Source organism: Janthinobacterium salmonicoloratum, assembly GCF_051380845.1.
Lineage (GTDB): Bacteria > Pseudomonadota > Gammaproteobacteria > Burkholderiales > Burkholderiaceae_D > Janthinobacterium > Janthinobacterium lividum_F.
The window spans coordinates 329,565-348,627 of record NZ_JBNYXV010000001.1 but is presented as its reverse complement, the minus strand read 5'-3'; the positions used below and the strand labels follow the sequence as shown (position 1 = coordinate 348,627).

Annotated in this window: 18 protein-coding genes; 7 read left to right on the top strand and 11 right to left on the bottom strand. The window is 61.8% G+C overall.

Annotation, left to right across the window (positions count from 1 at the left end; translation table 11 throughout):
• Positions 1-2 precede the first annotated feature (2 nt).
• Genes ACQ4WY_RS01580 through ACQ4WY_RS01565 form a run of 4 tightly spaced genes read right to left on the bottom strand, consistent with a single transcriptional unit; the run spans position 3 to position 4,856 of the window.
• Entirely contained in the window at positions 3-1,505 is a 1,503-nt protein-coding gene (locus ACQ4WY_RS01580) for a chemotaxis protein CheW (protein WP_436502522.1), read from the bottom strand.
• The gene (locus ACQ4WY_RS01575; RefSeq protein ID WP_436502521.1) at positions 1,492-2,031 is read right to left on the bottom strand and encodes a chemotaxis protein CheD; all 540 of its coding nucleotides are present in this window, start codon (positions 2,029-2,031) and stop codon (positions 1,492-1,494) included. The genes ACQ4WY_RS01580 and ACQ4WY_RS01575 overlap by 14 nt, the downstream gene beginning before the upstream one ends.
• Positions 2,028-2,852: a CheR family methyltransferase gene (locus ACQ4WY_RS01570; RefSeq protein ID WP_436502520.1), complete on the bottom strand. Its 825-nt coding sequence runs from the start codon at positions 2,850-2,852 to the stop codon at positions 2,028-2,030. Before ACQ4WY_RS01570 ends, ACQ4WY_RS01575 begins: the two co-directional genes overlap by 4 nt.
• Before the next feature lie 3 nt (positions 2,853-2,855).
• Positions 2,856-4,856 carry a methyl-accepting chemotaxis protein gene (locus tag ACQ4WY_RS01565; protein ID WP_436502519.1) on the bottom strand — a complete coding sequence of 667 codons (2,001 nt, stop codon included), beginning with the start codon at positions 4,854-4,856 and terminating at the stop codon, positions 2,856-2,858.
• A gap of 637 nt (positions 4,857-5,493) precedes the next feature.
• On the opposite strand from ACQ4WY_RS01565, the gene ACQ4WY_RS01560 reads away from it, so the two are divergent.
• On the top strand, positions 5,494-7,581 hold the full coding sequence (locus ACQ4WY_RS01560; protein ID WP_436502518.1) for a 3-hydroxyacyl-CoA dehydrogenase NAD-binding domain-containing protein: 2,088 nt from the start codon (positions 5,494-5,496) through the stop codon (positions 7,579-7,581).
• 45 nt (positions 7,582-7,626) lie between these two features.
• On the opposite strand, the gene ACQ4WY_RS01555 is transcribed toward ACQ4WY_RS01560, so the two are convergent.
• The 3 genes from ACQ4WY_RS01555 to ACQ4WY_RS01545 form a co-directional block, all read right to left on the bottom strand.
• On the bottom strand, positions 7,627-8,475 hold the full coding sequence (locus ACQ4WY_RS01555) for an alpha/beta fold hydrolase (RefSeq protein WP_436502517.1): 849 nt from the start codon (positions 8,473-8,475) through the stop codon (positions 7,627-7,629).
• Positions 8,476-8,582: 107 nt separating this feature from the next.
• Positions 8,583-8,981 carry a VOC family protein gene (locus ACQ4WY_RS01550; protein ID WP_436502516.1) on the bottom strand — a complete coding sequence of 133 codons (399 nt, stop codon included), beginning with the start codon at positions 8,979-8,981 and terminating at the stop codon, positions 8,583-8,585.
• 101 nt (positions 8,982-9,082) lie between these two features.
• Complete coding sequence (locus ACQ4WY_RS01545) at positions 9,083-9,397, bottom strand: DUF2798 domain-containing protein (RefSeq protein WP_436502515.1); 315 nt, start codon at positions 9,395-9,397, stop codon at positions 9,083-9,085.
• 111 nt (positions 9,398-9,508) lie between these two features.
• Here ACQ4WY_RS01545 and ACQ4WY_RS01540 point away from each other — a divergent pair, with 111 nt between their 5' ends.
• A complete protein-coding gene (locus ACQ4WY_RS01540; RefSeq protein WP_436502514.1) occupies positions 9,509-10,414 on the top strand; it encodes a LysR family transcriptional regulator in 906 nt (301 codons plus the stop codon).
• Here the strand turns inward: ACQ4WY_RS01540 and ACQ4WY_RS01535 are convergent.
• Positions 10,411-10,845: a hypothetical protein gene (locus ACQ4WY_RS01535; RefSeq protein WP_436502513.1), complete on the bottom strand. Its 435-nt coding sequence runs from the start codon at positions 10,843-10,845 to the stop codon at positions 10,411-10,413. The genes ACQ4WY_RS01540 and ACQ4WY_RS01535 overlap by 4 nt on opposite strands.
• A gap of 139 nt (positions 10,846-10,984) precedes the next feature.
• Here ACQ4WY_RS01535 and ACQ4WY_RS01530 point away from each other — a divergent pair, with 139 nt between their 5' ends.
• On the top strand, positions 10,985-11,188 hold the full coding sequence (locus tag ACQ4WY_RS01530) for a hypothetical protein (protein ID WP_046682764.1): 204 nt from the start codon (positions 10,985-10,987) through the stop codon (positions 11,186-11,188).
• A gap of 110 nt (positions 11,189-11,298) precedes the next feature.
• Here the strand turns inward: ACQ4WY_RS01530 and ACQ4WY_RS01525 are convergent, their stop codons facing one another.
• Positions 11,299-12,999, bottom strand: a complete 1,701-nt coding sequence (locus tag ACQ4WY_RS01525) for an MFS transporter (RefSeq protein ID WP_353657072.1) — start codon at positions 12,997-12,999, stop codon at positions 11,299-11,301.
• Positions 13,000-13,227: 228 nt separating this feature from the next.
• On the opposite strand from ACQ4WY_RS01525, the gene ACQ4WY_RS01520 reads away from it, so the two are divergent.
• From ACQ4WY_RS01520 to ACQ4WY_RS01505, 4 genes are all read left to right on the top strand, one after another.
• Positions 13,228-14,406 carry an acetyl-CoA C-acyltransferase gene (locus ACQ4WY_RS01520; RefSeq protein ID WP_436502512.1) on the top strand — a complete coding sequence of 393 codons (1,179 nt, stop codon included), beginning with the start codon at positions 13,228-13,230 and terminating at the stop codon, positions 14,404-14,406.
• 127 nt (positions 14,407-14,533) lie between these two features.
• Positions 14,534-14,836 (top strand): Dabb family protein, encoded by a 303-nt coding sequence (locus ACQ4WY_RS01515; RefSeq protein WP_099377195.1) that lies wholly within the window; start codon positions 14,534-14,536, stop codon positions 14,834-14,836.
• Positions 14,837-14,920: 84 nt separating this feature from the next.
• The gene (locus tag ACQ4WY_RS01510) at positions 14,921-15,922 is read left to right on the top strand and encodes an NADP-dependent oxidoreductase (RefSeq protein WP_436502511.1); all 1,002 of its coding nucleotides are present in this window, start codon (positions 14,921-14,923) and stop codon (positions 15,920-15,922) included.
• A 60-nt stretch (positions 15,923-15,982) separates the two neighbouring features.
• Complete coding sequence (locus ACQ4WY_RS01505; protein ID WP_436502510.1) at positions 15,983-16,408, top strand: GNAT family N-acetyltransferase; 426 nt, start codon at positions 15,983-15,985, stop codon at positions 16,406-16,408.
• A 60-nt stretch (positions 16,409-16,468) separates the two neighbouring features.
• Here the strand turns inward: ACQ4WY_RS01505 and ACQ4WY_RS01500 are convergent, their stop codons facing one another.
• Positions 16,469-17,479, bottom strand: coding sequence for an ABC transporter permease subunit (locus ACQ4WY_RS01500; RefSeq protein WP_436502509.1), 1,011 nt, complete (start codon positions 17,477-17,479; stop codon positions 16,469-16,471).
• Between the two features lie 36 nt (positions 17,480-17,515).
• Positions 17,516-19,015, bottom strand: a complete 1,500-nt coding sequence (locus tag ACQ4WY_RS01495; protein WP_436502508.1) for a sugar ABC transporter ATP-binding protein — start codon at positions 19,013-19,015, stop codon at positions 17,516-17,518.
• Between the last annotated feature and the right edge of the window lie 48 nt (positions 19,016-19,063).

The following is a 19,063-nucleotide window of genomic DNA, read 5'->3' as shown; positions in this document are numbered from 1 at the left end:
CTTTACGCGGCCTGCGGCAGCGCCGACCCCAGCTTTTCCAGCAGATGATCGCACTGGAAGACGGACAGGGTCTGGCGCTGCGCCTCCGTGCCGATATCGATCATTTCATCCATTTCGCTGCGCAAGTCCTCATGCTCGCCCGTGCGGATGATTTGCGGGGCCGCAAAGCGCTGGCTGTCGGAGATGGTCATGATGTTGTCGACATGGTCGACGAGGAAGCCGTAGCGCTCGGCGCCCCGTTCCACGATCAAAATCTTGCCCGCGCTGGCGTCTGGCAGGGCCGGCATGGCGTACAGCTGGCGCAAGTCGATGATGCTGATCATTTGCTGGCGTAAATTCAGCATGCCACGCATGCAGGCCGGCATGCCCGGTGGCGTGGTGATGGCGGCGCTGAAATCGATGATTTCGCGCACTTGCCCGATTTCCACGGCGAAGCGGGTTTCCACGGTAAAAGTGATGTAGACGCGGCGCTGCGCCTTGCGCGTGGCGGCGGTGGCTGTTTCCGTAGCGGCCGGGTACAGACGCGCGTGGCCGTCGCGCATCTCGACTATTTCGGCCTGCGACAGGATGCCCTTATGGTCGAGGAAGATGATGTCGCCCAGGCCCTCTTTCGTGATACAGCCGGCAAACATGGCGGCGCGCGCCTTGCTCAACAGGGGAATCGGCAGCACCTCGTCGCCAAAGAAATGCACGATGCTGTCGACGGAATCGACGAGGAAGCCTACGGTCGTGTCATCGAGGCGCACGACGATGATGCGCTGGTCGCTGGTCGCCGTCTTGCCGGATCCGGCCGCCTGCAGCAGGGCGCCGAAGTCGATGACGGCCACCTGGCTGCCGCGAAAATGCATGCGCCCCAGGCATAGTTCGCTATTCAGCAGGGAACTGTGCAGTTCCGGCACCCGGATGATTTCCTGGATGGCCAGCATTTCAAAGGCAAACGTGGCGCCGGCCGCATGGAAGCTGACGCACTGCCGGCGTTCGCTTTGTGCATGGTAGCGTGCCGTGCTCAGTTTGGCGCCCGTCGCCTGCAGGGCCAGTACATGGGGCACGTTTTCGATGCGCAGCAGGGCGTGCGGGTCGAGTACTTGCAGCAGGCGCGCGCCGCCATCGAGCAAGATCGTGCCGGCGATGACGGCGTGGCTGTCACCGGCCGCATATTGCAGGGCGCTGCGCGCGCTGGCGGGCACGCGCAGGATTTCGCCCGTATCCTGGAAGACGATGCCGATCAGCACTTGCTGGAAGTCGAGGATGGCGATCTTGTCCGTGGGCACGGCGCGCGGCGCATCGGCGCGGAACAGGCGGCCCAGGTTGACCACCGGAATGACGCTGCCGCGCAAGGTGAACATGCCTTCCAGATACGCCGGCGACAGGGGCAGGGCGGTGACTTTGGCGGGATAGTTGACCACTTCGCGGATGCAACTGGCGGGCAAGGCGAATTCATCGACGCCCAGATGGAAGGAGCCGAACAGTTCGGTGGCCGTGTCGCGCTCTTCATGCATAGCCATATGCGCCTTCCTTGTGTGGTATCAGTTCGGGTGGCGCCACCACATCGGTGACGGCATAGCTGTGCCGGGCGCAATCGATCAGCAACTGGCGCCCGTGGCGGCCGCCCAGCGCGCAAAAGCTCACGTGCAAGCCGCACTGGTCCAGGTATTTTTGCGCCGCTTCCACGTTTTGCCGGCCCACCTGCAGGCGCCCATTGCGCGGGCCAAACATGCTGGCGCCGCCCGCCAGCACCACTTCGATGTCGGCGTAATCGGCCTGACGCACACCCATCAAACGCAGCAGCGAGGGCACGGCCCGGCTCACATAGCGTGCATTAGGGGCGCCAAGGGCAGTGTCGGCGCCCGGCGCTTCCGGCAGCAAACAGTGGGCCAGGCCACAGCAGGGGCCATTCTTCCAGATGAAGCCGATGCCGATGCAGGAGCCGAGCAAAGCTTGCAGCCGCTCGCCATGCGTGCCCACGCAAAGTTGCCCCATGCCAACATGTTGCAAGGGCGCGTCGTGTTCGTTGAGTAGGGTGATGCTCATGCCGTGCCTGCCTTATAAATCATGGGAAACTCGAATTGATAGCCGGTACCGAGGCGCGCGATGGTTTCCGACTCGCCCAGGATCAGCCTGCCTTCATCCTTGAGGCTCAGGCGCGCCTGGCGCAGCACGGTTTCCTGGTGCTCGGCGTCGAAATAAATCAGCACATTGCGCAAGAACACCAGGTCGAACTGCCGGGCAGGGCGTAGCGCATCGAGCAGATTGTGCTGCGCAAAACTGACGTGTTGCCGCAGCTCTTCGTTGACCTTGACGCCATACGGCGAGGGCGTGAAATATTTGCGCAGCAAGTCCGGGTGCGACAATCGGATGCGCTCGACGGAGCGGCCGCTGTATTGGCCGGCCCGCGCCGCGCCCAGGATTTGCTGCGAAATATCGCTGGCCAGGATCTGGTAACGGAAAGCGGGCGTTTGCAGCTTGAATTGCTCGCACAGCATGGCGATCGAATACAGCTCTTCGCCGCTAGCGGCCGCCGCAGACCAGATTTCCAGACAGCCATCCGGATGGGCGCGGGTCCAGGCGGGCAGGTAGCGGTCGCGGAAGTAATCCCAGATCGATGGCGTGCGGAAGAACAGGGTGTCGTTGGTGGTCACCAGGTCGATGAAATGGGCCACCTCGTCGCGGTCGCTGGCCACCCGTTCCAGGTAAGCCTGGTAGCTGGGCAGGGACAGCGCCTGCAGCCGAGGCTGCAAACGCCGTTCCAGCAATACGCTCTTGCGCGCGGTCATGGCGATGCCCGTATGCTCGCGCACCAGCGCGATCAGGGTCGTCAGCACTTCGGGCGTCAAGGTGGCCGCGTGGCTCATGGCCTATACCACGAAGCCGGAGACAGTCTGGTTCAGGCTGCCCGCACGCTCGTTCAAGCCATCCGTCGAACGGGCGATGCTGTCGCAGTTGGCGGCCGACTTTTCCGTTTCCTCGGCGATGTACTGGATCGCCGTGGAGACTTCGCGCGCCGTCAGCAGCTGTTCATTGGCCGCCTTTGAAATATCCGAGATGGCCAGCGTGGTCTTCGCCACGCCCGAGACGATCTTGTCGAAGGCGTCACTGGCCTGGCGCGAAATCTCGCTGCCCGTCGAGACGCGCTTGACGGACTCGTTGATCAGCTTGGAGATTTCCTTGGTCGCTTGCGAGGACCGCTCCGCCAGCTTGCGCACCTCGTCGGCGACGACGGAGAAACCCAGGCCGTGTTCGCCCGCGCGCGCCGCTTCGATGGCCGCATTAAAGGCCAGCATATTCGTCTGGTTGGCGATTTCGCTGATGACCTTGACGATCTCGCCGATGTCTTCCGACGAGCGGTTGATCAAGTCCATCGCCTCGATCGACTTGGCGACGGCGCGCGCGCCCGCTTCCGCTTCCTGCTGCGTGGCTTTCGCCAGGAAGTCGGCGTTTGAGGTGTTTTCCGCGATGGAATTGATGGAGAACGTCAGGCCGTCGATCGAAGCGTTCATTTCTTCCACCGTGGCGCCCAGCGCCTGCGTGCCCACAGCCACGCCCGTGGCCCGCTCGGCGATCGCGTGCGAGGCGTCGGCAAAGCCGTTGGCGGCCGACACCACATTGCCGATCACGCCGCGCAAGTCGACGATCATCTTGCTGATGCCGCCCGCCAGCAGGTCGATCGGCTCGTCGCCCTCGGGCACGATATTGCACGTCAGGTCGCCTTGCGCCGCGCGCGCCACCGAGTCGAGCAAGGCATTGACCTTGCGGCTGTCGTTGGCGGCCTTGGACTGGATGCTGTTTTCCAGGTTCACCTGCTCCGTGATGTCGATGGCGAACTTGACGACTTTATACGGCTTGCCGTTCAGGTCCAGGATGGGGTTGTAGGTGGCCTGTATCCACACCACCTTGCCATGGTTGCCCAGACGCTTGTAGCGGCCCGCGTCAAATTCGCCGCGGTTGAGCTTTTGCCAGAATTTCTTGTACTCGGCGTTGCTGGCATATTCGGGCTCGCAGAAGGTGCGGTGGTGCTCGCCCTGAATGTCGCTCAAGTCGTAATCCATGACGGCGAGGAAATTGTCGTTCGCGTCCAGCACATTACCCTGCATGTCGAATTCGATTACGGCCTGCGCCTTGCCGATGGCGCTGACCTTGCCTTCGTATTCGGCGTTGCGCTTTTTCAGGGCCGTGACGTCGCTGGCGAACTTGACCACCTTGAAGGGCCGGCCTTCCGCATCGAAAATGGGATTGTAGGTGGCGTTGAGCCAGATTTCGCGGCCATCCTTGGTGACGCGCTTGTATTCGCCCGCTTCGAACTGGCCTTGCCCCAGCTTGTGCCAGAACTGCGCATAGTCGTCGCTGTTGGCGTACTCGGCCAGGCAAAACATGCGGTGGTGCTTGCCCTTGATCTCGTCGAGCGTGTAGCCGACGGACTTGAGGAAATTCTCGTTGGCGTCGAGGATGGTGCCGTCGAGGCGGAATTCGATCACGGCCTGGGCCTTGCTGATGGCGTCGATCTTGCCTTCGTAATCGGCATTGCGGCGCTTGCTGGCCGTGATGTCGGTGGCAAATTTGATGACTTTATATGGCTTGCCATCCGCGTCGAGGATGGGGTTGTAGGAAGCGTTGATCCACACTTCGCGACCATCCTTGGCGCGGCGCTTGTATTCGCCCTGATCGAATTCGCCGCGTCCCAGCTTGGTCCAGAAGTTGGCGTATTCCGCCGTTTTGACATACTCGGGGTCGCAGAAGATGGCATGGTGCTTGCCTTGCACATCGGCCAGGGCATAGCCGAGGACGTGCAGGAAATTGTCATTCGCATGCAGGATGGTGCCGTCGAGTTCGAATTCGATGACGGCCTGGACACGGTTCAATGCAGTATTTATCGCTTGTAAGTCCAGATCCTGGGAGTGGCTGACATGGCTGGCTGCGTCCATAGTATTTCTTTCTGTGTGAGAAGAGGAATGGGAGAGATCAGGCCGCTTTATTATTTTTTCTGCTATCCATATAAGGCAGGAATGTTATTGCATGGGGCGACATCTGGTGATAATCGGTGAGAATGTGCGTAATCAACAGCCGCCAGTGTTTGCCCTGCGGTTCGCCTTATAGTGGATAAATTGTAGAGTATTGATTTTTATCAACAATTTTATTATTCCCCAGCATCTGGCGAAAAACAAGGGGCGGGAATAAATAATGTAAAAATTGTCGCAATTGACCCATGCCGGCATATAACAAACCCATTCTTTTAGATAATAAAACGACGTTATTATTATTGTATTTTTATTATTTAAATGAATATCCAAGTGATAGCTTCTACTGGAACGTGCTGCTTGCAGCAGAATCTTTCCGCAAACGATGTTGTACCATGGCGTACCATGCTGGCAGCCACGTAGGCCATGACATTAGCCACAAAAATAATACGAGCGTTCTTTTTATGCGGTATAGTGAAGCTTCATCCCTTGCAACCACCTCATCGCTAAGCAAAAGTCAATAAACCTATAAGGAAGAGACATGAGTGCTGAATATCAAGTGAACGGCGCCGTTGCCGTCATTACCCTGAATAACCCACCCGTGAATGGCCTGGGCCTGGCGACGCGCACGGCTGCCGTGGCCGGCATCCGCCAGGCGCTGGCGGACGAGGCCGTCAAAGCCATCGTCATCACGGGCGCCGGCAAGGCCTTTTCGGGCGGCGCCGATATCAAGGAATTCAATTCGCCCAAGGCGCTCACGGAACCGACCCTGCACACCCTGATTAACGTCGTCGAACAGTCGACCAAGCCGGTGGTGGCGGCCATCCACAGCGTCTGCATGGGCGGCGGCCTAGAGCTGGCGCTGGGCTGCAACTACCGCGTGGCCGCGCCGGGCGCGCAGATGGCCTTGCCTGAAGTTAAGCTCGGCATCTTGCCGGGCGCGGGCGGCACGCAGCGCCTGCCGCGGGTGCTGGGCCTGGAAATGGCCCTCAACATGATCGTCTCCGGCACGCCCGTGGCGTCCGAAAAACTGGCCGGCACGGCCCTGTTCGATGAAGTCATCGCACCCGGCGCCGACTTGCTGACCTCCGCCGTGGCCTTCGCCACGAAAGTGGCCGACGTGCGCCCGCTGCCGAAAGTGCGCGAGCGCAAGGTCGATTACCCGAACCACGAAGCGTTTTTGCAATTTTCGCGCAATACGGTGAAAACCATGTCCGGCCCGTTCCCCGCACCGCTGAAATGCGTCGATGCCGTGGCGGCCGCCGTGACGATGAAATTCGACGATGGCTTGAAGTACGAGCGCGAACTGTTCATGCAACTGGTGCAGTCGCCCGAATCGAAAGCCTTGCGCCACGCCTTCTTTGCCGAGCGCGTCGCCAGCAAGGTGCCCGATGTGCCGTCCGACACCCCCGTGCGTACGATTGCCAAGGCGGCGATCGTCGGCGCCGGCACCATGGGCGGCGGCATCGCCATGAACTTCGCCAACGCGGGCATCCCCGTCACCTTGCTGGAAACGAAGCAGGAAGCGCTGGACAAGGGCCTGGCCACCATCCGCAAGAATTACGAGAACACGGTGAAGAAGGGCAAACTGACGCAAGAGAAGGCCGAGCAGCGCATCGCCCTGGTGAGTGGCACCTTGGCCTATGCGGATATCGCGCAAGCCGACATCGTCATCGAAGCCGTCTTCGAAGAGCTGGGCGTGAAGGAAACCGTCTTCAAGCAGCTCGATGCCGTCATGAAGCCGGGCGCCATCCTCGCGTCGAACACCTCCACTCTGGACCTTGACAAGATCGCCGCGTTCACCCAACGTCCGCAAGACGTGATCGGCACGCATTTCTTCAGTCCCGCGAACGTCATGAAGCTGCTGGAAATAGTGCGTGGCAAGGAAACGGGCAAGGATGTGCTGGCGACGGCGCTGGCGCTGTCGAAAAAGCTGAAAAAGACGGGCGTCGTCTCGGGCGTGTGCGACGGTTTCATCGGCAACCGCATGATCGAGCAATACAGCCGGCAAGCCGGCTTCCTGTTGGAAGAAGGCTGTCTGCCGGAACAGGTCGACAAGGCGGTCGAGAAATTCGGTTTCGCGATGGGCCCGTTCCGCATGGGCGACCTGGCCGGCAACGACATCGGCTGGGCCATCCGCAAGCGCCGCTATGTGGAAAAACCGGAAGTGACGTACTCGAAGACGGCCGACCTGCTGTGCGAACTGGGGCGCTACGGCCAGAAGACGGGCGCCGGCTGGTACGACTACAAGGCGGGCGACCGCAAGGCGTATCCGTCGGAACAGGTCAACGCCATGATAGTCCAGCATTCCGCCGACATCGGCGTGGCACGGCGCAAGATCAGCGACCAGGAAATCGTCGAACGGCTCGTGTACGCGCTGGTCAATGAAGGCGCGCGCATCCTCGAAGAGGGCATCGCCCTGCGCGCCTCGGACATCGACATGGTGTATTTGACGGGCTACGGCTTCCCCCTGTTCCGCGGCGGCCCGATGTTCTACGCGGACACGGTGGGCTTGCCGAACGTGCTCGACACGATTGCCGGTTACGCGAAAGGCCGCCACGGCGAAGCGTGGACGCCGGCGCCGCTGCTGGTGAAGCTGGCGGGCGAGGGCAAGGGCTTCAATAGCTGATGCACGCGCGCTGAATGAAAAAGGGCAGATTTCTCTGCCCTTTTTTTATTTCTTTTTCGCCACCATCTTGACCGCCTCGTTGACGATGACGGGGTTGTCTTTCTGGATGTAATAGCCGGCGCCCGTGATGCGCTCGATGGCGGGCGCGCCGGACAGGCGCTGCCAATCCTTTTCCTGGGCCCGCACCACGTTTTCAAACGAGCCCATTTCCTCGATGCCGAACTTGTCGCGCACCAGCAGCATGGCGGGCACGCGCAGCGGGCTGCTCATGTCGACATGCTGCAGGCACTGCGTCTGGGCATCGAATTCGGCCGATTCCGTGCTGTTGAACATCAGCTTGCGCCGCGTCTTCACGAGCATGGCGTAGGTGGACGCGTCCGTCTGCATCCGGCTCCACTGCTGCGGGTGCGTGGGATCGAGCAGGACCAGGCCGGCCACGTCCTGCGGGTACAACCTGGCATACACATACTGGTACAGACCGCCCAGGCCATGGCCGACCAGCACATACGGCGGCTTCAAGCCCGCTTGCGCCAGCAGGGCACGCTGCTGGGCGGCAATGGTGCAGGGATCGCGCGGCGTGGTGGTTTTTTTGCTGTCGCCGTAGCCAGGACGGTCGTACACGAGCACGCGGTGCTGTTTGGCCACCTCGGGCACTACCTTGGCCCACACATCCTTGCCGTCGCCCATGGCCGACTGGAAGACCACGGGCAAGCCGCTCTGGCCGCTCAGGGTGTAGGCGATGCTGGCGTCGGGCAAGGCGGCCGTGGCCGGTACGCCTGGCGTGGCAGGCGAGGACGGCAGCAGGGAGCAGCCGGAAAAACAGCCTGCCAGCAGCAAGCCGGCGCTGGAGAGGAGCATGGTGCGCGCGGGGCGGCCGACGAATAGATGATGCATGAATCTCCTTCTTGGTGCAGGGACCGGGGACTGGTATGGCGTGCCAGCCATTATAGGCAAATCGTCTCGAAGTGGAAATGCCGAACAGAGGCGGATTTCCCGTCCTGTCAGCCGGCGTCGGCGCGATGGCAGACGGCTTCGATGCGGTTGCCGTCCGGATCGAACAAAAAGGCCGCGTAATAGCTGGCGTGATAGTGGCGCAGGCCGGGCGCACCCAGGTCGATGCCGCCGTGCGCCAGCCCCGCATGCCAGAACGCTTCCACGGCTGCGCGCGAGGGGGCCTTGAAGCAGCAATGGCGGCGCGGCGCGTCGTCGGGCGCGGGGCCCAGGCGCACGGAAAAATAGCTGCGCTCGGGGTGTTCCGCATCGCTGCGCTCGCCATAACCTATCCACGCGTGGGCGTGGTCGCTGCCCACCTTGGGCACGCCGAGTGCGGCGAAGATGGCGTCGTAGAAGCGCTCGGCGCGTTCCAGGTCGTTGACGGTGAGGGAAACGTGATCGAGCATGGGCACTCCACTGTAAAAACAAGGACGGCCATAGCATAGCCCGGATCAGGGCGTCCGTGGGCGGCAGTGACCGAGTGACACTGCCGGTGGCCGACTGCCGGTTAAGGAGGGCTGGCGCACGAGCAGGGTGCCGCTGGCGCTCCTGCAGACGCAGCGGCCGAGCAGACGGGGCAGCTTGTTGCCGGGCGCGCGAGCCGGGCCACGATACTGCGGGTGAACAATTGCACGCGGGGCGCGAACAGCATCACGGCGCAGAAGGCCACGGGCCAGGCGGCAAAGAACGCATGGCGCCAGCGGGGCAGGAAGTCCGCTTGCAGGCCGATATTGAGCCAGGTGACCCAGGCGCTCATCAGCAAGGTCATTATCAGCGACATCAGGAAGGCAAATACGCAGCGCAGGCGCAGGGCTTCGGACATGGGGCACTTTCAAAATTATAAGGATAGGGCAGCGTAACGACTTGCAGCAATCTATACTAGAGCCATATTTTTAATTTCAAATTCCGAAAATGCAATCATGCTCGACGAATCATGCTTGATGACCTAGCCCTGTTTGTCGCCATCGTGGAGGCGGGCAGCCTGCATGCGGCGGCCGTCAAGGAAGACTTGCCCGCCGCCACCGTCACGCGCCGGCTGCAAAAGCTGGAAAGCCAGCTCGGTTACCGCTTGCTCAACCGCAGCGCGCGCCGCCTGCAGCCAACGGCCGAAGGCTGGCAATACTTCGAGCAGTGCCGTCCCTTGGTACACGCCCTGCGGCAAGCGACGCAGCAGCTCGACGCCAGCCTGTCGGCCGTCTCGGGCAGCATCCGCGTGCTGGCGCCCGTCAATTTCGCCAGCGGCTTGCTGACGCCGGCCTGGGTCAGCTTCATGCAGAAGTACCCGGACATCCGCCTGGAGCTGGAGCTGTCGAACCTGCTGCAAGACCTGGTGGGCAGCGGCGCCGACCTGGCCATCCGCGTGGGCGCGCTCGACGATTCTTCGCTGATGCAGCGGCGCCTGGGCAGCGCCGCGCTGGTGATGGTGGCCGCACCCGCCTACCTGGCGCGCGCCGGCGTGCCGCGCGACTTGCAGGAGCTGGCGCGGCACGAGCTGATCGTGGCCGAGCCGCTGCGCTCCTGGCGCTTGCGGCGGCCCGGCGACGGCGCCGAAATGGTGATCGAACCGCAGGCGCGCCTGCGCGTCAACGAGATGCGCCTGGCCGTGGAAATGGCCGACGCGGGCATCGGTATCCTGCTGTGTCCGCTGCTGCAATGCCGCGACGAAGTGGCCAGTGGCAGTCTCGTGCGCGTCCTGCCCGACTGGATGCCGCAGCCGCGCCACGTGTATGCCGTGTGGACGCAGCGGCGCTACCTGCCGGCCCGCGTGCGCGTGTTGCTCGAGCATCTGGCGGCGTTTGCGGCTGGCAATCCGTTGTTGAACGAGGAGCAGGGCGTTTAGCTCGAATGTTGCTGCGCCAGCCATTGCGTGAACTGGCGCAGGGCTGGCGTAAAACCGCTGGCTGGCGCGGCGCCGGGCCTGGCCTGGGCAAGGAAATAGGCCATTGGCGCCTGCATGGCGGGATAGTGCCGCAGCAACAGCGCCGCGTGCTCGTCCAGGCTGGCGGGCCAGCAAGGATCGCCATCCTGGCGCAGGATGTTGCAGGAACGGATCAGCTTGCGCGACGCTTCGCGCTGCAGGCGATGCTGCCATACAAGTATATGCTGTCCAGCAAGTGACCGGCTTGCGGGGCCAGGCTGGCGCAGACGTCCTGCAGCAAGGCGTCGAAATGCTGCTGCAATGGGGCGCAGGGAGCGGGGGCAATGGTAGTCATGCCTGGGAACGAGTCCGGTGAGGGAAACTTCCACCATAGCATGCAGTGGGGTGCGCACACAGGCGAATCCTTTCCATTCAGTAATACCGAGCGCTTGTACTTTCCGTCAAGATCGCGTTAAGATAAAGCTGCCCGCTTATCCAGTGGGCAATCTGGTGTTTTTTCGCGCAATCCCGTTCCTATCCATGAGAGTAGCAATGAAATATCTGATCGTTCCCTTCTTGCTGGCCATGACCGGCTGCGAAGTACTATATGACGCGAACCGGGACAAGATCGGCGAGTATTGCAACAGCCTTAATAATTTTGACGACCGCAATGCATGCCGCAAGCGCAACCAGACCAGCTACCAGGAATACGTGCAGCAGCGCGACCAGTTGAAAAAGAGCAAGAGCGACAAGTAAGTTCGCCGCCGCATACGCCGCATACGCTGCATAAAAAAACAAACGCCGCTGACCAGTCAGCGGCGTTTTGCTTTGCGGACCCCGGCCTTGCGGCCGGGGCTTGCCTCAGGTTAATCGTCGGCGTAGATATTGTTATCCTTGGTTTCTTTGACGAACAGGGTGCCGATCACGACAGTCGCCAGGGCGATGACGATCGGATACCACAGGCCGTAATAGATATCGCCCTTGAAAGCCACCAGCGCGAAGGCCGTGGTCGGCAGCAAGCCGCCGAACCAGCCGTTACCGATATGGTAGGGCAGGGACATCGAGGTGTAACGGATACGGGTCGGGAACATTTCCACCAGCATCGCGGCGATCGGGCCATATACCATGGTCACGTACAGTACCAGGATGAACAGCAGCAAGACAACCATCGGCTTGTTGATCTGGTCAGGGTCCGCTTTGGCCGGGTAGCCCGCTTCCTTGATGCCGGCGCCGATTTCTTTCTTGAACGCGGCTTCCTTGGCTTTGCTGTCCGCATCGAAATTCAAGCCGTCGGCCGTCATGACGGCGTTAAACGAGGTCAATTCCTTGGCGCCTATGCGCACTTTTGCCACGCTGCCGGCCGGTGCATCTTCCTTCGTGTAGTTCACCGAGCTGTTCGACAGGAAAGCCGTGGCGATGTCGCACGACGATGGGAACTTCTTCTGGCCCGTCAGGTTGAACTGGAAGTGGCACGATGCGGGATCTGCCACCACCACCACTGGCGAGTTCTTCAGTGCCGCTTCCAGCTGGGGATTGGCGAAGTGGGTCAGGCCGTTGAAGATCGGGAAATAGGTCGCCGCGGCGATCAGGCAGCCGCCGAGGATGATGTACTTGCGGCCGATGCGGTCGGACAGGCTGCCGAAGAACAGGAAGAACGGCGTGGCCAGCAGCAGGGCGATGGCGACGAGCACGTTGGCCGTTGCCAGGTCCACTTTCAGGGTCTGGATCATGAAGAACAGGGCGTAGAACTGGCCCGTGTACCACACGACGGCCTGGCCGGCGGTCAGGCCGATCAGTGCCAGAATGACGATCTTCAGGTTTTTCCACTGTCCGAATGCTTCCGTCAACGGGGCTTTCGAGGTTTTGCCCTCGGCCTTCATCTTGGAAAATGCAGGCGATTCATTCATGGCCAGGCGGATCCACACGGAAATACCCAGCAGGATGACGGAAACCAGGAACGGGATGCGCCAGCCCCACGCCTCGAAATCCTTCTCGCCGGTCGCCAGGCGGGTGCCCAGGATGACCATCAGCGACAGGAAGAAGCCCAGGGTTGCCGTCGTTTGTATCCACGCCGTGAACGCGCCGCGCTTGCCTTCGGGCGCGTGCTCGGCCACATAGGTGGCTGCGCCGCCGTACTCGCCGCCCAGCGCCAGGCCTTGCAGGATGCGCAGGATGACGAGGATGATCGGTGCGGCGATGCCGATGGAGGCATGGCCCGGCAGCAAGCCGACGATGAAGGTGGAGCCGCCCATGATCAGGATGGTGATCAGGAAGGTGTACTTGCGGCCGATCATGTCGCCCAGGCGGCCGAAGACCAGCGCGCCGAACGGACGCACGATGAAGCCGGCGGCAAAGGCCAGCAGCGCGAAGATGAAGGTGGTGGTGGGGTCGCCGATGAAGAATTGCTTGGCGATGATCGATGCCAGCGAACCGTACAGGTAAAAATCGTACCATTCAAAGACGGTGCCCAAGGATGACGCAAAGATGACCTTGCGTTCCTCTGGCGTAATCGGCGTTCCTTTGGTGGAAATTTTCCGTACGTCGGCAGAGCCGGATGGTGATGCCATGGTTTGTCTCCCTATGTTTTATAGTGAACTGTTGCCGCGGTCTTTTTGACCATTCTTGCAACAGCTTGGAGGCGAGTGTGTTCTCCGAACCTTACGTCATGCTTGCTTGAAACTTACGCCAAGCTTACAAACTGGCAGTCACCCGAACTTTGCGAACGACCGTACTTAAATGTGCTATTCTAATTCCGCAGATACCCACCCCATAATATTCCCACAAGGAGACACAGCATGAATGAAGCCGTCATCGTATCGACCGCCCGCACGGGCCTGGCCAAGTCCTGGAAGGGCGCGTTCAACATGACGCATGGCGCCACCCTGGGCGGCCATGTGCTGGCGGCCGCCGTCGAGCGCGCGCGCATCGAGGCGGAGGAAGTGGAAGACGTGCTGGTCGGCTGCGCCTTTCCCGAAGGCGCCACGGGCGGCAATATCGCGCGCCAGGTGGCCTTGCGCGGCGGCTGCCCCGTCACCACGGCCGGCATGACCGTCAACCGTTTCTGTTCTTCGGGTCTGCAAGCCATCGCCCTGGCGGCGCAGCGCATCATCGCCGGCGAAGGCGATATCTATGCGGCGGGCGGCGTGGAATCGATTTCCTGCGTGCAAAATGAAATGAATACGCATATGTACCGCGACGTCTGGCTGCAGCAGCACAAGCCGGAAGTGTACTGGCCCATGCTGCAGACGGCCGAAACCGTGGCCAAGCGCTACCACATTTCGCGCGAACGCCAGGATGCTTATGGCGCGCAAAGCCAGCAGCGTGCCGCCGCGGCCCTGGCCGCGGGCCTGTTCGACGCGGAAATCGTGCCGATGACCACGATCATGGGCGTGGCCGACAAGGCCAGCGGCATGCTGGTGTCGCGCGAAGTGACGATTTCCGCCGACGAAGGCATCCGTGCCGACACGACCTACGATGGCGTGGCGAAGATCCGCCCGGCCATTCCTGGCGGCGTCATCAGCGCCGGCAATGCCAGCCAGTTTTCCGACGGCGCGGCGATGGCCATCGTCATGAACGCGAAAGTGGCCGAAGCGAAAGGCTTGCAGCCGCTGGGCATCTTCCGCGGTTTCGCCGTGGCCGGCTGCGAACCCGATGAAATGGGCATCGGCCCCGTCTACGCGATTCCGAAACTGCTGAAAAAAGCAGGCTTGACGGTAGCCGACATCGGCCTGTGGGAACTCAATGAAGCGTTCGCCGTGCAAGTGCTGTATTGCGCCGACACGCTGGGCATCCCCATGGACCGGCTGAACGTGAACGGCGGGGCGATTGCCGTCGGCCACCCGTACGGCGTGTCGGGCGCGCGCCTGACGGGCCACGCCTTGATCGAAGGCAAGCGCCGTGGCGTCAAATACGTGGTGGTGACCATGTGCATCGGCGGCGGGCAGGGCGCGGCAGGCCTGTTCGAAGTGCTGTAATGGTTGCTTGACAGCCGGTGTATGGGCGGCCAGAGTGCCGCCCGTTTTCTTTCCATGGCCACTTTCTGCAGAGCGCGCCGATAGCGGTTACAGTAATGCTTCATTTATAAACAACCAGCCTGCCATCATGATCAAGCACATCGTTTTCTGGAAACTGTTAGACCACGCCGAAGGCGCCGACCGCGCCACGAACGCCTTGAAATTGAAAGCCCTGCTCGACTCCTGCTCGGACCTGGTGCCCGGCATCCTGAAATTCGAGGCAGCCGTGGCCCAGCCTGGCCTGGAAGCGACCTACGACATCGTGCTGTACAGCGAGTTCGCCAGCCGCGAAGCGCTCGACGCCTACCAGAACCATCCCGAGCACGTGAAAATCAAGCCATTCTTTGGCGCAGTGCGGGAAGCGCGACAGTGCATGGATTATGAGATTTAATCGTTACGCAACAGACACCCGGGGTCAGACCCGGCGGGTCTGACCCCAGCCTTCCGCTGATCCTACCTATCGTCAAGGAGCATCATGAGCACCTACCAACGCATCGTCCTCGCCTCGCGCCCTGCCTCCAATGAGGAAGTCCAGCCGGCACATTTTCGTCTGGAAACTAACGATATTCCCGCCATCACGGAGGGCCAGCTGCTGGTGCGCAACCAGTACCTGTCGCTCGACCCGTACATGCGCGGACGCATGAGCGCGAATAAAAGCTATGCGGCGCCGCAGGCGCTCGATGAAACCATGATAGGCGGCACGGTGGGCGTGGTGCTGGAATCGAAGCATCCGAAGTTCGCCGTGGGCGACACCGTCGTGGGGACTTTGGGCTGGACGGAAGTGGCTGTATCGGACGGCACCATGCTGCGCAAGGTCGATACGACGCACATCCCTGCCTCGGCCTACCTGGGTTCCGTCGGCATGCCGGGCATGACGGCCTGGTATGGCTTGAACCAGATCATGGCGCCGAAAGCGGGCGAAACAGTCGTCGTGTCGGCGGCCAGCGGCGCCGTGGGCAGCGTCGTGGGGCAGCTTGCGAAATTGAAAGGTTGTCGCGTGGTCGGCATCGCCGGCGGCGCCGACAAGTGCGCGTACGTCGTCAAGGAACTGGGTTTTGATGCCTGCGTCGACTACAAGGCGGGCAACCTGGAAGCCGACCTGGCGGCGGCCACGCCGGACGGCATCGACGCCATCTTTGAAAACGTGGGCGGCGCCATCTTCGATGCGGCCCTGGCGCGCACCAACGCGTTTGGCCGCGTGGCCGTGTGCGGCTGGATCGCCGGCTACAACGGCGAACCGACGCCGCTCGACAATGCGCGCCTGATCCTTACCAACCGCCTCACTGTGCGCGGCTTCATTGTCTCGGAGCAGCCGGAATTCTGGCCGCAAGGCCTGGCAGAACTGGGTACATTGGTGGCGACGGGCAAGCTGAAATTCCGCGAATCCGTCGCCGACGGCCTGGCCAGCGCGCCGGAGGCCTTCATTGGCCTGCTGAAAGGGCGTAACTTTGGCAAGCAATTGGTGAAGCTGGGCTGACCTTCCTTCCTCAAGGCGGGCCGTGCGACAATTGCGGCCCGTCTCTTATTACCGCATACCATGACCAAGCACACCATCCGCCTCGGCGACTGGGCCACACTGGGCCTTGACGCCACCGCCATCCGTTTTGAAGTCTTTGTCGATGAACAGAAAGTGCCGGCCGAAATCGAACTCGACGACATGGACGCCGTCTGCCTGCACGCCGTTGCCTATGACGACGCGGGCAACGCCATCGGCACGGGCCGGCTATTGCCAGACGGCCACATCGGCCGCATGGCCGTGCGCCAGCCGGGCCGCAGCACGGGCGTGGGCGGCGCCATTTTGACCTTGCTGATGGAGAAGGCCCGTGAACGGGGCGATGCAGCGGTGGTGCTGAACGCGCAAACCGTGGCCGCGCCATTCTATGCGCGCCACGGTTTCGTGCAGCAGGGGGAAGTGTTTGAAGAGGCGGGGATCGCGCATGTGGAAATGCGCTTGCAATTTTAAGCGTTGCTCGGGATGTTGTCGGGTTAGCGCACAGAGCATAACCCGACACACCGCCTCGCATCAATTCTGAGCGTGTGACTGGCGCCATTTATCCAGAATCACCGCCAGCACGATCACGACACCTTTCGCCACATACTGCCAGAACGACGACAGTCCCAGAATCGTCAAGCCATTGTTCATCACGCCGATGATCAGGGCGCCGATGACGGTGCCCCAGACGGAGCCCACGCCGCCCATCAGGCTGGTGCCACCGAGAACGACTGCCGCGATGGCGTCCAGCTCATAGCCCGTGCCCCAGTTGCCGTTGGCCGCATACAGCCGGCTGGCTGACATGGCGCCGCCCAGGCCAGCGAACAGGCCGCTGATCGTGTAGACAAACATCAGTACGAGGCCGACTTTGATACCCGTCAAGCGCGCCGCCTGGATATTGCCGCCGACAGCGTAGATATGCAGACCCAGGGTCGTCTTGCGCAAAATAAACCACGTCAGCACGACGACGGCCGCCGCCAGCCAGATCAGCCAAGGCACAGCCAGGAAGCTGCCGTTGCCCATCCATTCGAAGCTTGGGATTTCCGTGTTCAACACGCTGGTGCCGTCGGCCAGCAGATAGGCGGCGCCGCGCAGGGCCGTCATGGTGCCCAAAGTCACGACGAACGGGTTCAGGCCGACGAGGGCCACCAGCACGCCATTCAGCGCGCCCAGCAGCAGGCCGACGATGAGGAAGGTGGGAATCGAGAAGCCGGCAAACTGCGCCGACAGCGACATCAGCATACCTGCCACGGCCGACACGGCCAGCACGGAACCGACGGACAAATCGATGCCGCTGGTCAAAATGACGAAGGTCATGCCGGACGCCAGCACGATATTGATCGATACCTGGCGGAAGATGTTCATGGTGTTATTGCTGGTCATGAACGTGGACGTGCCGTCGGCCGAGAAATACACGGTCAGGCCATACATGGCCAGGTACAGCACGACTAGCACGGGCAGCATGCCCATGCGGCGCATCAGGTTCGAGGCATTGAAGGGTTCGCCGGCGCGCGCGGCGCCGCTGGTGGTACTCGTTGTCATGGTCAATCTCCTGAGTGATTATTCTAATGCGTATTCTTACGCCGCTTCCAGCTGCGTGGCGTAGGCGAGGATGTTTTCCTGCGTGATATCGTCGCCCGTCACTTCACCCGTCAGGCGTCCTTCGCACATCACCATCACGCGGTCGCAGATGCCGACCAGCTCGGCCAGTTCGCTGGAAATGCACAGTACGGCCGTGCCCGCATCCGCCAACTGGTGGATGATCTTGTAAATTTCGCTCTTCGCGCCCACGTCCACGCCCCGCGTCGGTTCATCGAGGATCAGCACTTTCGGCGCGATGGCCAGCCAGCGCGCCAGCAAGACTTTCTGCTGGTTGCCGCCGGACAGTCCGCCGACGATGCCTTCCGGACCCGACACTTTCACGTTGAGGTTGCTGATGGCCTCGCGCGTGAGCTGCGTCAGGGCGCCACGGTTGACCACGCCCACCGTGGAATGCTTGGACAGGATATTCATCGACATGTTTTCCATGGCCGACAGCTGCATGAACAAGCCCAGGCTTTTGCGGTCTTCCGGCAGGTAGCCGATGCCGTGGCGGATCGCAGCCAGCGGCCGCTGGATGTGCACTTCCTGGCCATCGAGCCACACTTGCCCTGATTGCTTCTTGTCGGCGCCAAAGATCAGGCGCGCCAGTTCCGTGCGGCCCGCGCCGACGAGGCCAGCCAGGCCCGTCACTTCGCCCGCATGCAGGGCGAACGAGGCGGGCTTGACCTTGCCGCCGCCCACGTTTTCCACGCGCAGGCGCTCGGCGCCCCGCGTGGTGCGCCGCTGGTGCGCATAGAAGTCGTCGGCGGGGCGGCCCACCATCATTTGCACGACTTTCTTTTGATCCAGCTCATCCTTGCCCAGTTCACCCACATAGGCGCCGTCGCGCAGCACCGTGATGCGGCGCGCCAGGCGTTCCACCTCGGCCATGCGGTGGCTGATGTACAGCACGGCCAGACCCTTGTCGCGCTGTTCTTCGATGATGCGGAACAATTGTTCGGTTTCCCGGTCGGACAGGGCCGCAGTGGGCTCATCCATGATCAGGATGCGGCTTTCGTGCACGAGGGCGCGGGCGATTTCCACCTGCTGCTGCTCGGCGATCGACAATGTCGAGACCATGGTGTCGGCGTCGAAACGGGAGCCGAGGTCGGCCAGGATGGCGTTGGTGCGCGCGCGCATTTCGCCGCCCTTGACGGTCCAGAACGGTCCTTGCGGCTCGCTGCCCATGAAGACGTTTTGCGCCACCGTCATGTTCTTGGCCACGCTCAGTTCCTGGTAAATCAGGTTGATGCCGAGTGCGCGTGCCTCGCCCGGGTTACGGATACGAATCGGTTTACCGTCGAGGATGATTTCGCCCGCGTCCGGTGTGTACACGCCGGACAGGATTTTCATCAGGGTGCTCTTGCCGGCGCCGTTTTCGCCCATCACGGCATGGATTTCGCCGCTGCGCACCGTCAGGTGCACGCCGCGCAGCGCGCGCGTGGCGCCAAAGCGCTTCTCGATGCCGCGCATTTCAAAAATAATATCGTCGCTCATGACTGTCCTTCCTTGCTTGTGAAACTGGCGCCGCCTGCCAACTGGCCG

Coding starts and splice junctions, on each gene's coding strand:
- ACQ4WY_RS01550 (WP_436502516.1), bottom strand. CDS start 8,981: ATGCTCGATCACGTTTCCCTCACCGTCAACGACCTGGAACGCGCCGAG.
- ACQ4WY_RS01525 (WP_353657072.1), bottom strand. CDS start 12,999: ATGGCATCACCATCCGGCTCTGCCGACGTACGGAAAATTTCCACCAAA.
- ACQ4WY_RS01580 (WP_436502522.1), bottom strand. CDS start 1,505: ATGGCTATGCATGAAGAGCGCGACACGGCCACCGAACTGTTCGGCTCC.
- ACQ4WY_RS01570 (WP_436502520.1), bottom strand. CDS start 2,852: ATGAGCCACGCGGCCACCTTGACGCCCGAAGTGCTGACGACCCTGATC.
- ACQ4WY_RS01510 (WP_436502511.1), top strand. CDS start 14,921: ATGAGCACCTACCAACGCATCGTCCTCGCCTCGCGCCCTGCCTCCAAT.
- ACQ4WY_RS01575 (WP_436502521.1), bottom strand. CDS start 2,031: ATGAGCATCACCCTACTCAACGAACACGACGCGCCCTTGCAACATGTT.
- ACQ4WY_RS01560 (WP_436502518.1), top strand. CDS start 5,494: ATGAGTGCTGAATATCAAGTGAACGGCGCCGTTGCCGTCATTACCCTG.
- ACQ4WY_RS01495 (WP_436502508.1), bottom strand. CDS start 19,015: ATGAGCGACGATATTATTTTTGAAATGCGCGGCATCGAGAAGCGCTTT.
- ACQ4WY_RS01520 (WP_436502512.1), top strand. CDS start 13,228: ATGAATGAAGCCGTCATCGTATCGACCGCCCGCACGGGCCTGGCCAAG.
- ACQ4WY_RS01500 (WP_436502509.1), bottom strand. CDS start 17,479: ATGACAACGAGTACCACCAGCGGCGCCGCGCGCGCCGGCGAACCCTTC.
- ACQ4WY_RS01530 (WP_046682764.1), top strand. CDS start 10,985: ATGAAATATCTGATCGTTCCCTTCTTGCTGGCCATGACCGGCTGCGAA.
- ACQ4WY_RS01555 (WP_436502517.1), bottom strand. CDS start 8,475: ATGCATCATCTATTCGTCGGCCGCCCCGCGCGCACCATGCTCCTCTCC.
- ACQ4WY_RS01545 (WP_436502515.1), bottom strand. CDS start 9,397: ATGTCCGAAGCCCTGCGCCTGCGCTGCGTATTTGCCTTCCTGATGTCG.
- ACQ4WY_RS01515 (WP_099377195.1), top strand. CDS start 14,534: ATGATCAAGCACATCGTTTTCTGGAAACTGTTAGACCACGCCGAAGGC.
- ACQ4WY_RS01540 (WP_436502514.1), top strand. CDS start 9,509: ATGCTTGATGACCTAGCCCTGTTTGTCGCCATCGTGGAGGCGGGCAGC.
- ACQ4WY_RS01505 (WP_436502510.1), top strand. CDS start 15,983: ATGACCAAGCACACCATCCGCCTCGGCGACTGGGCCACACTGGGCCTT.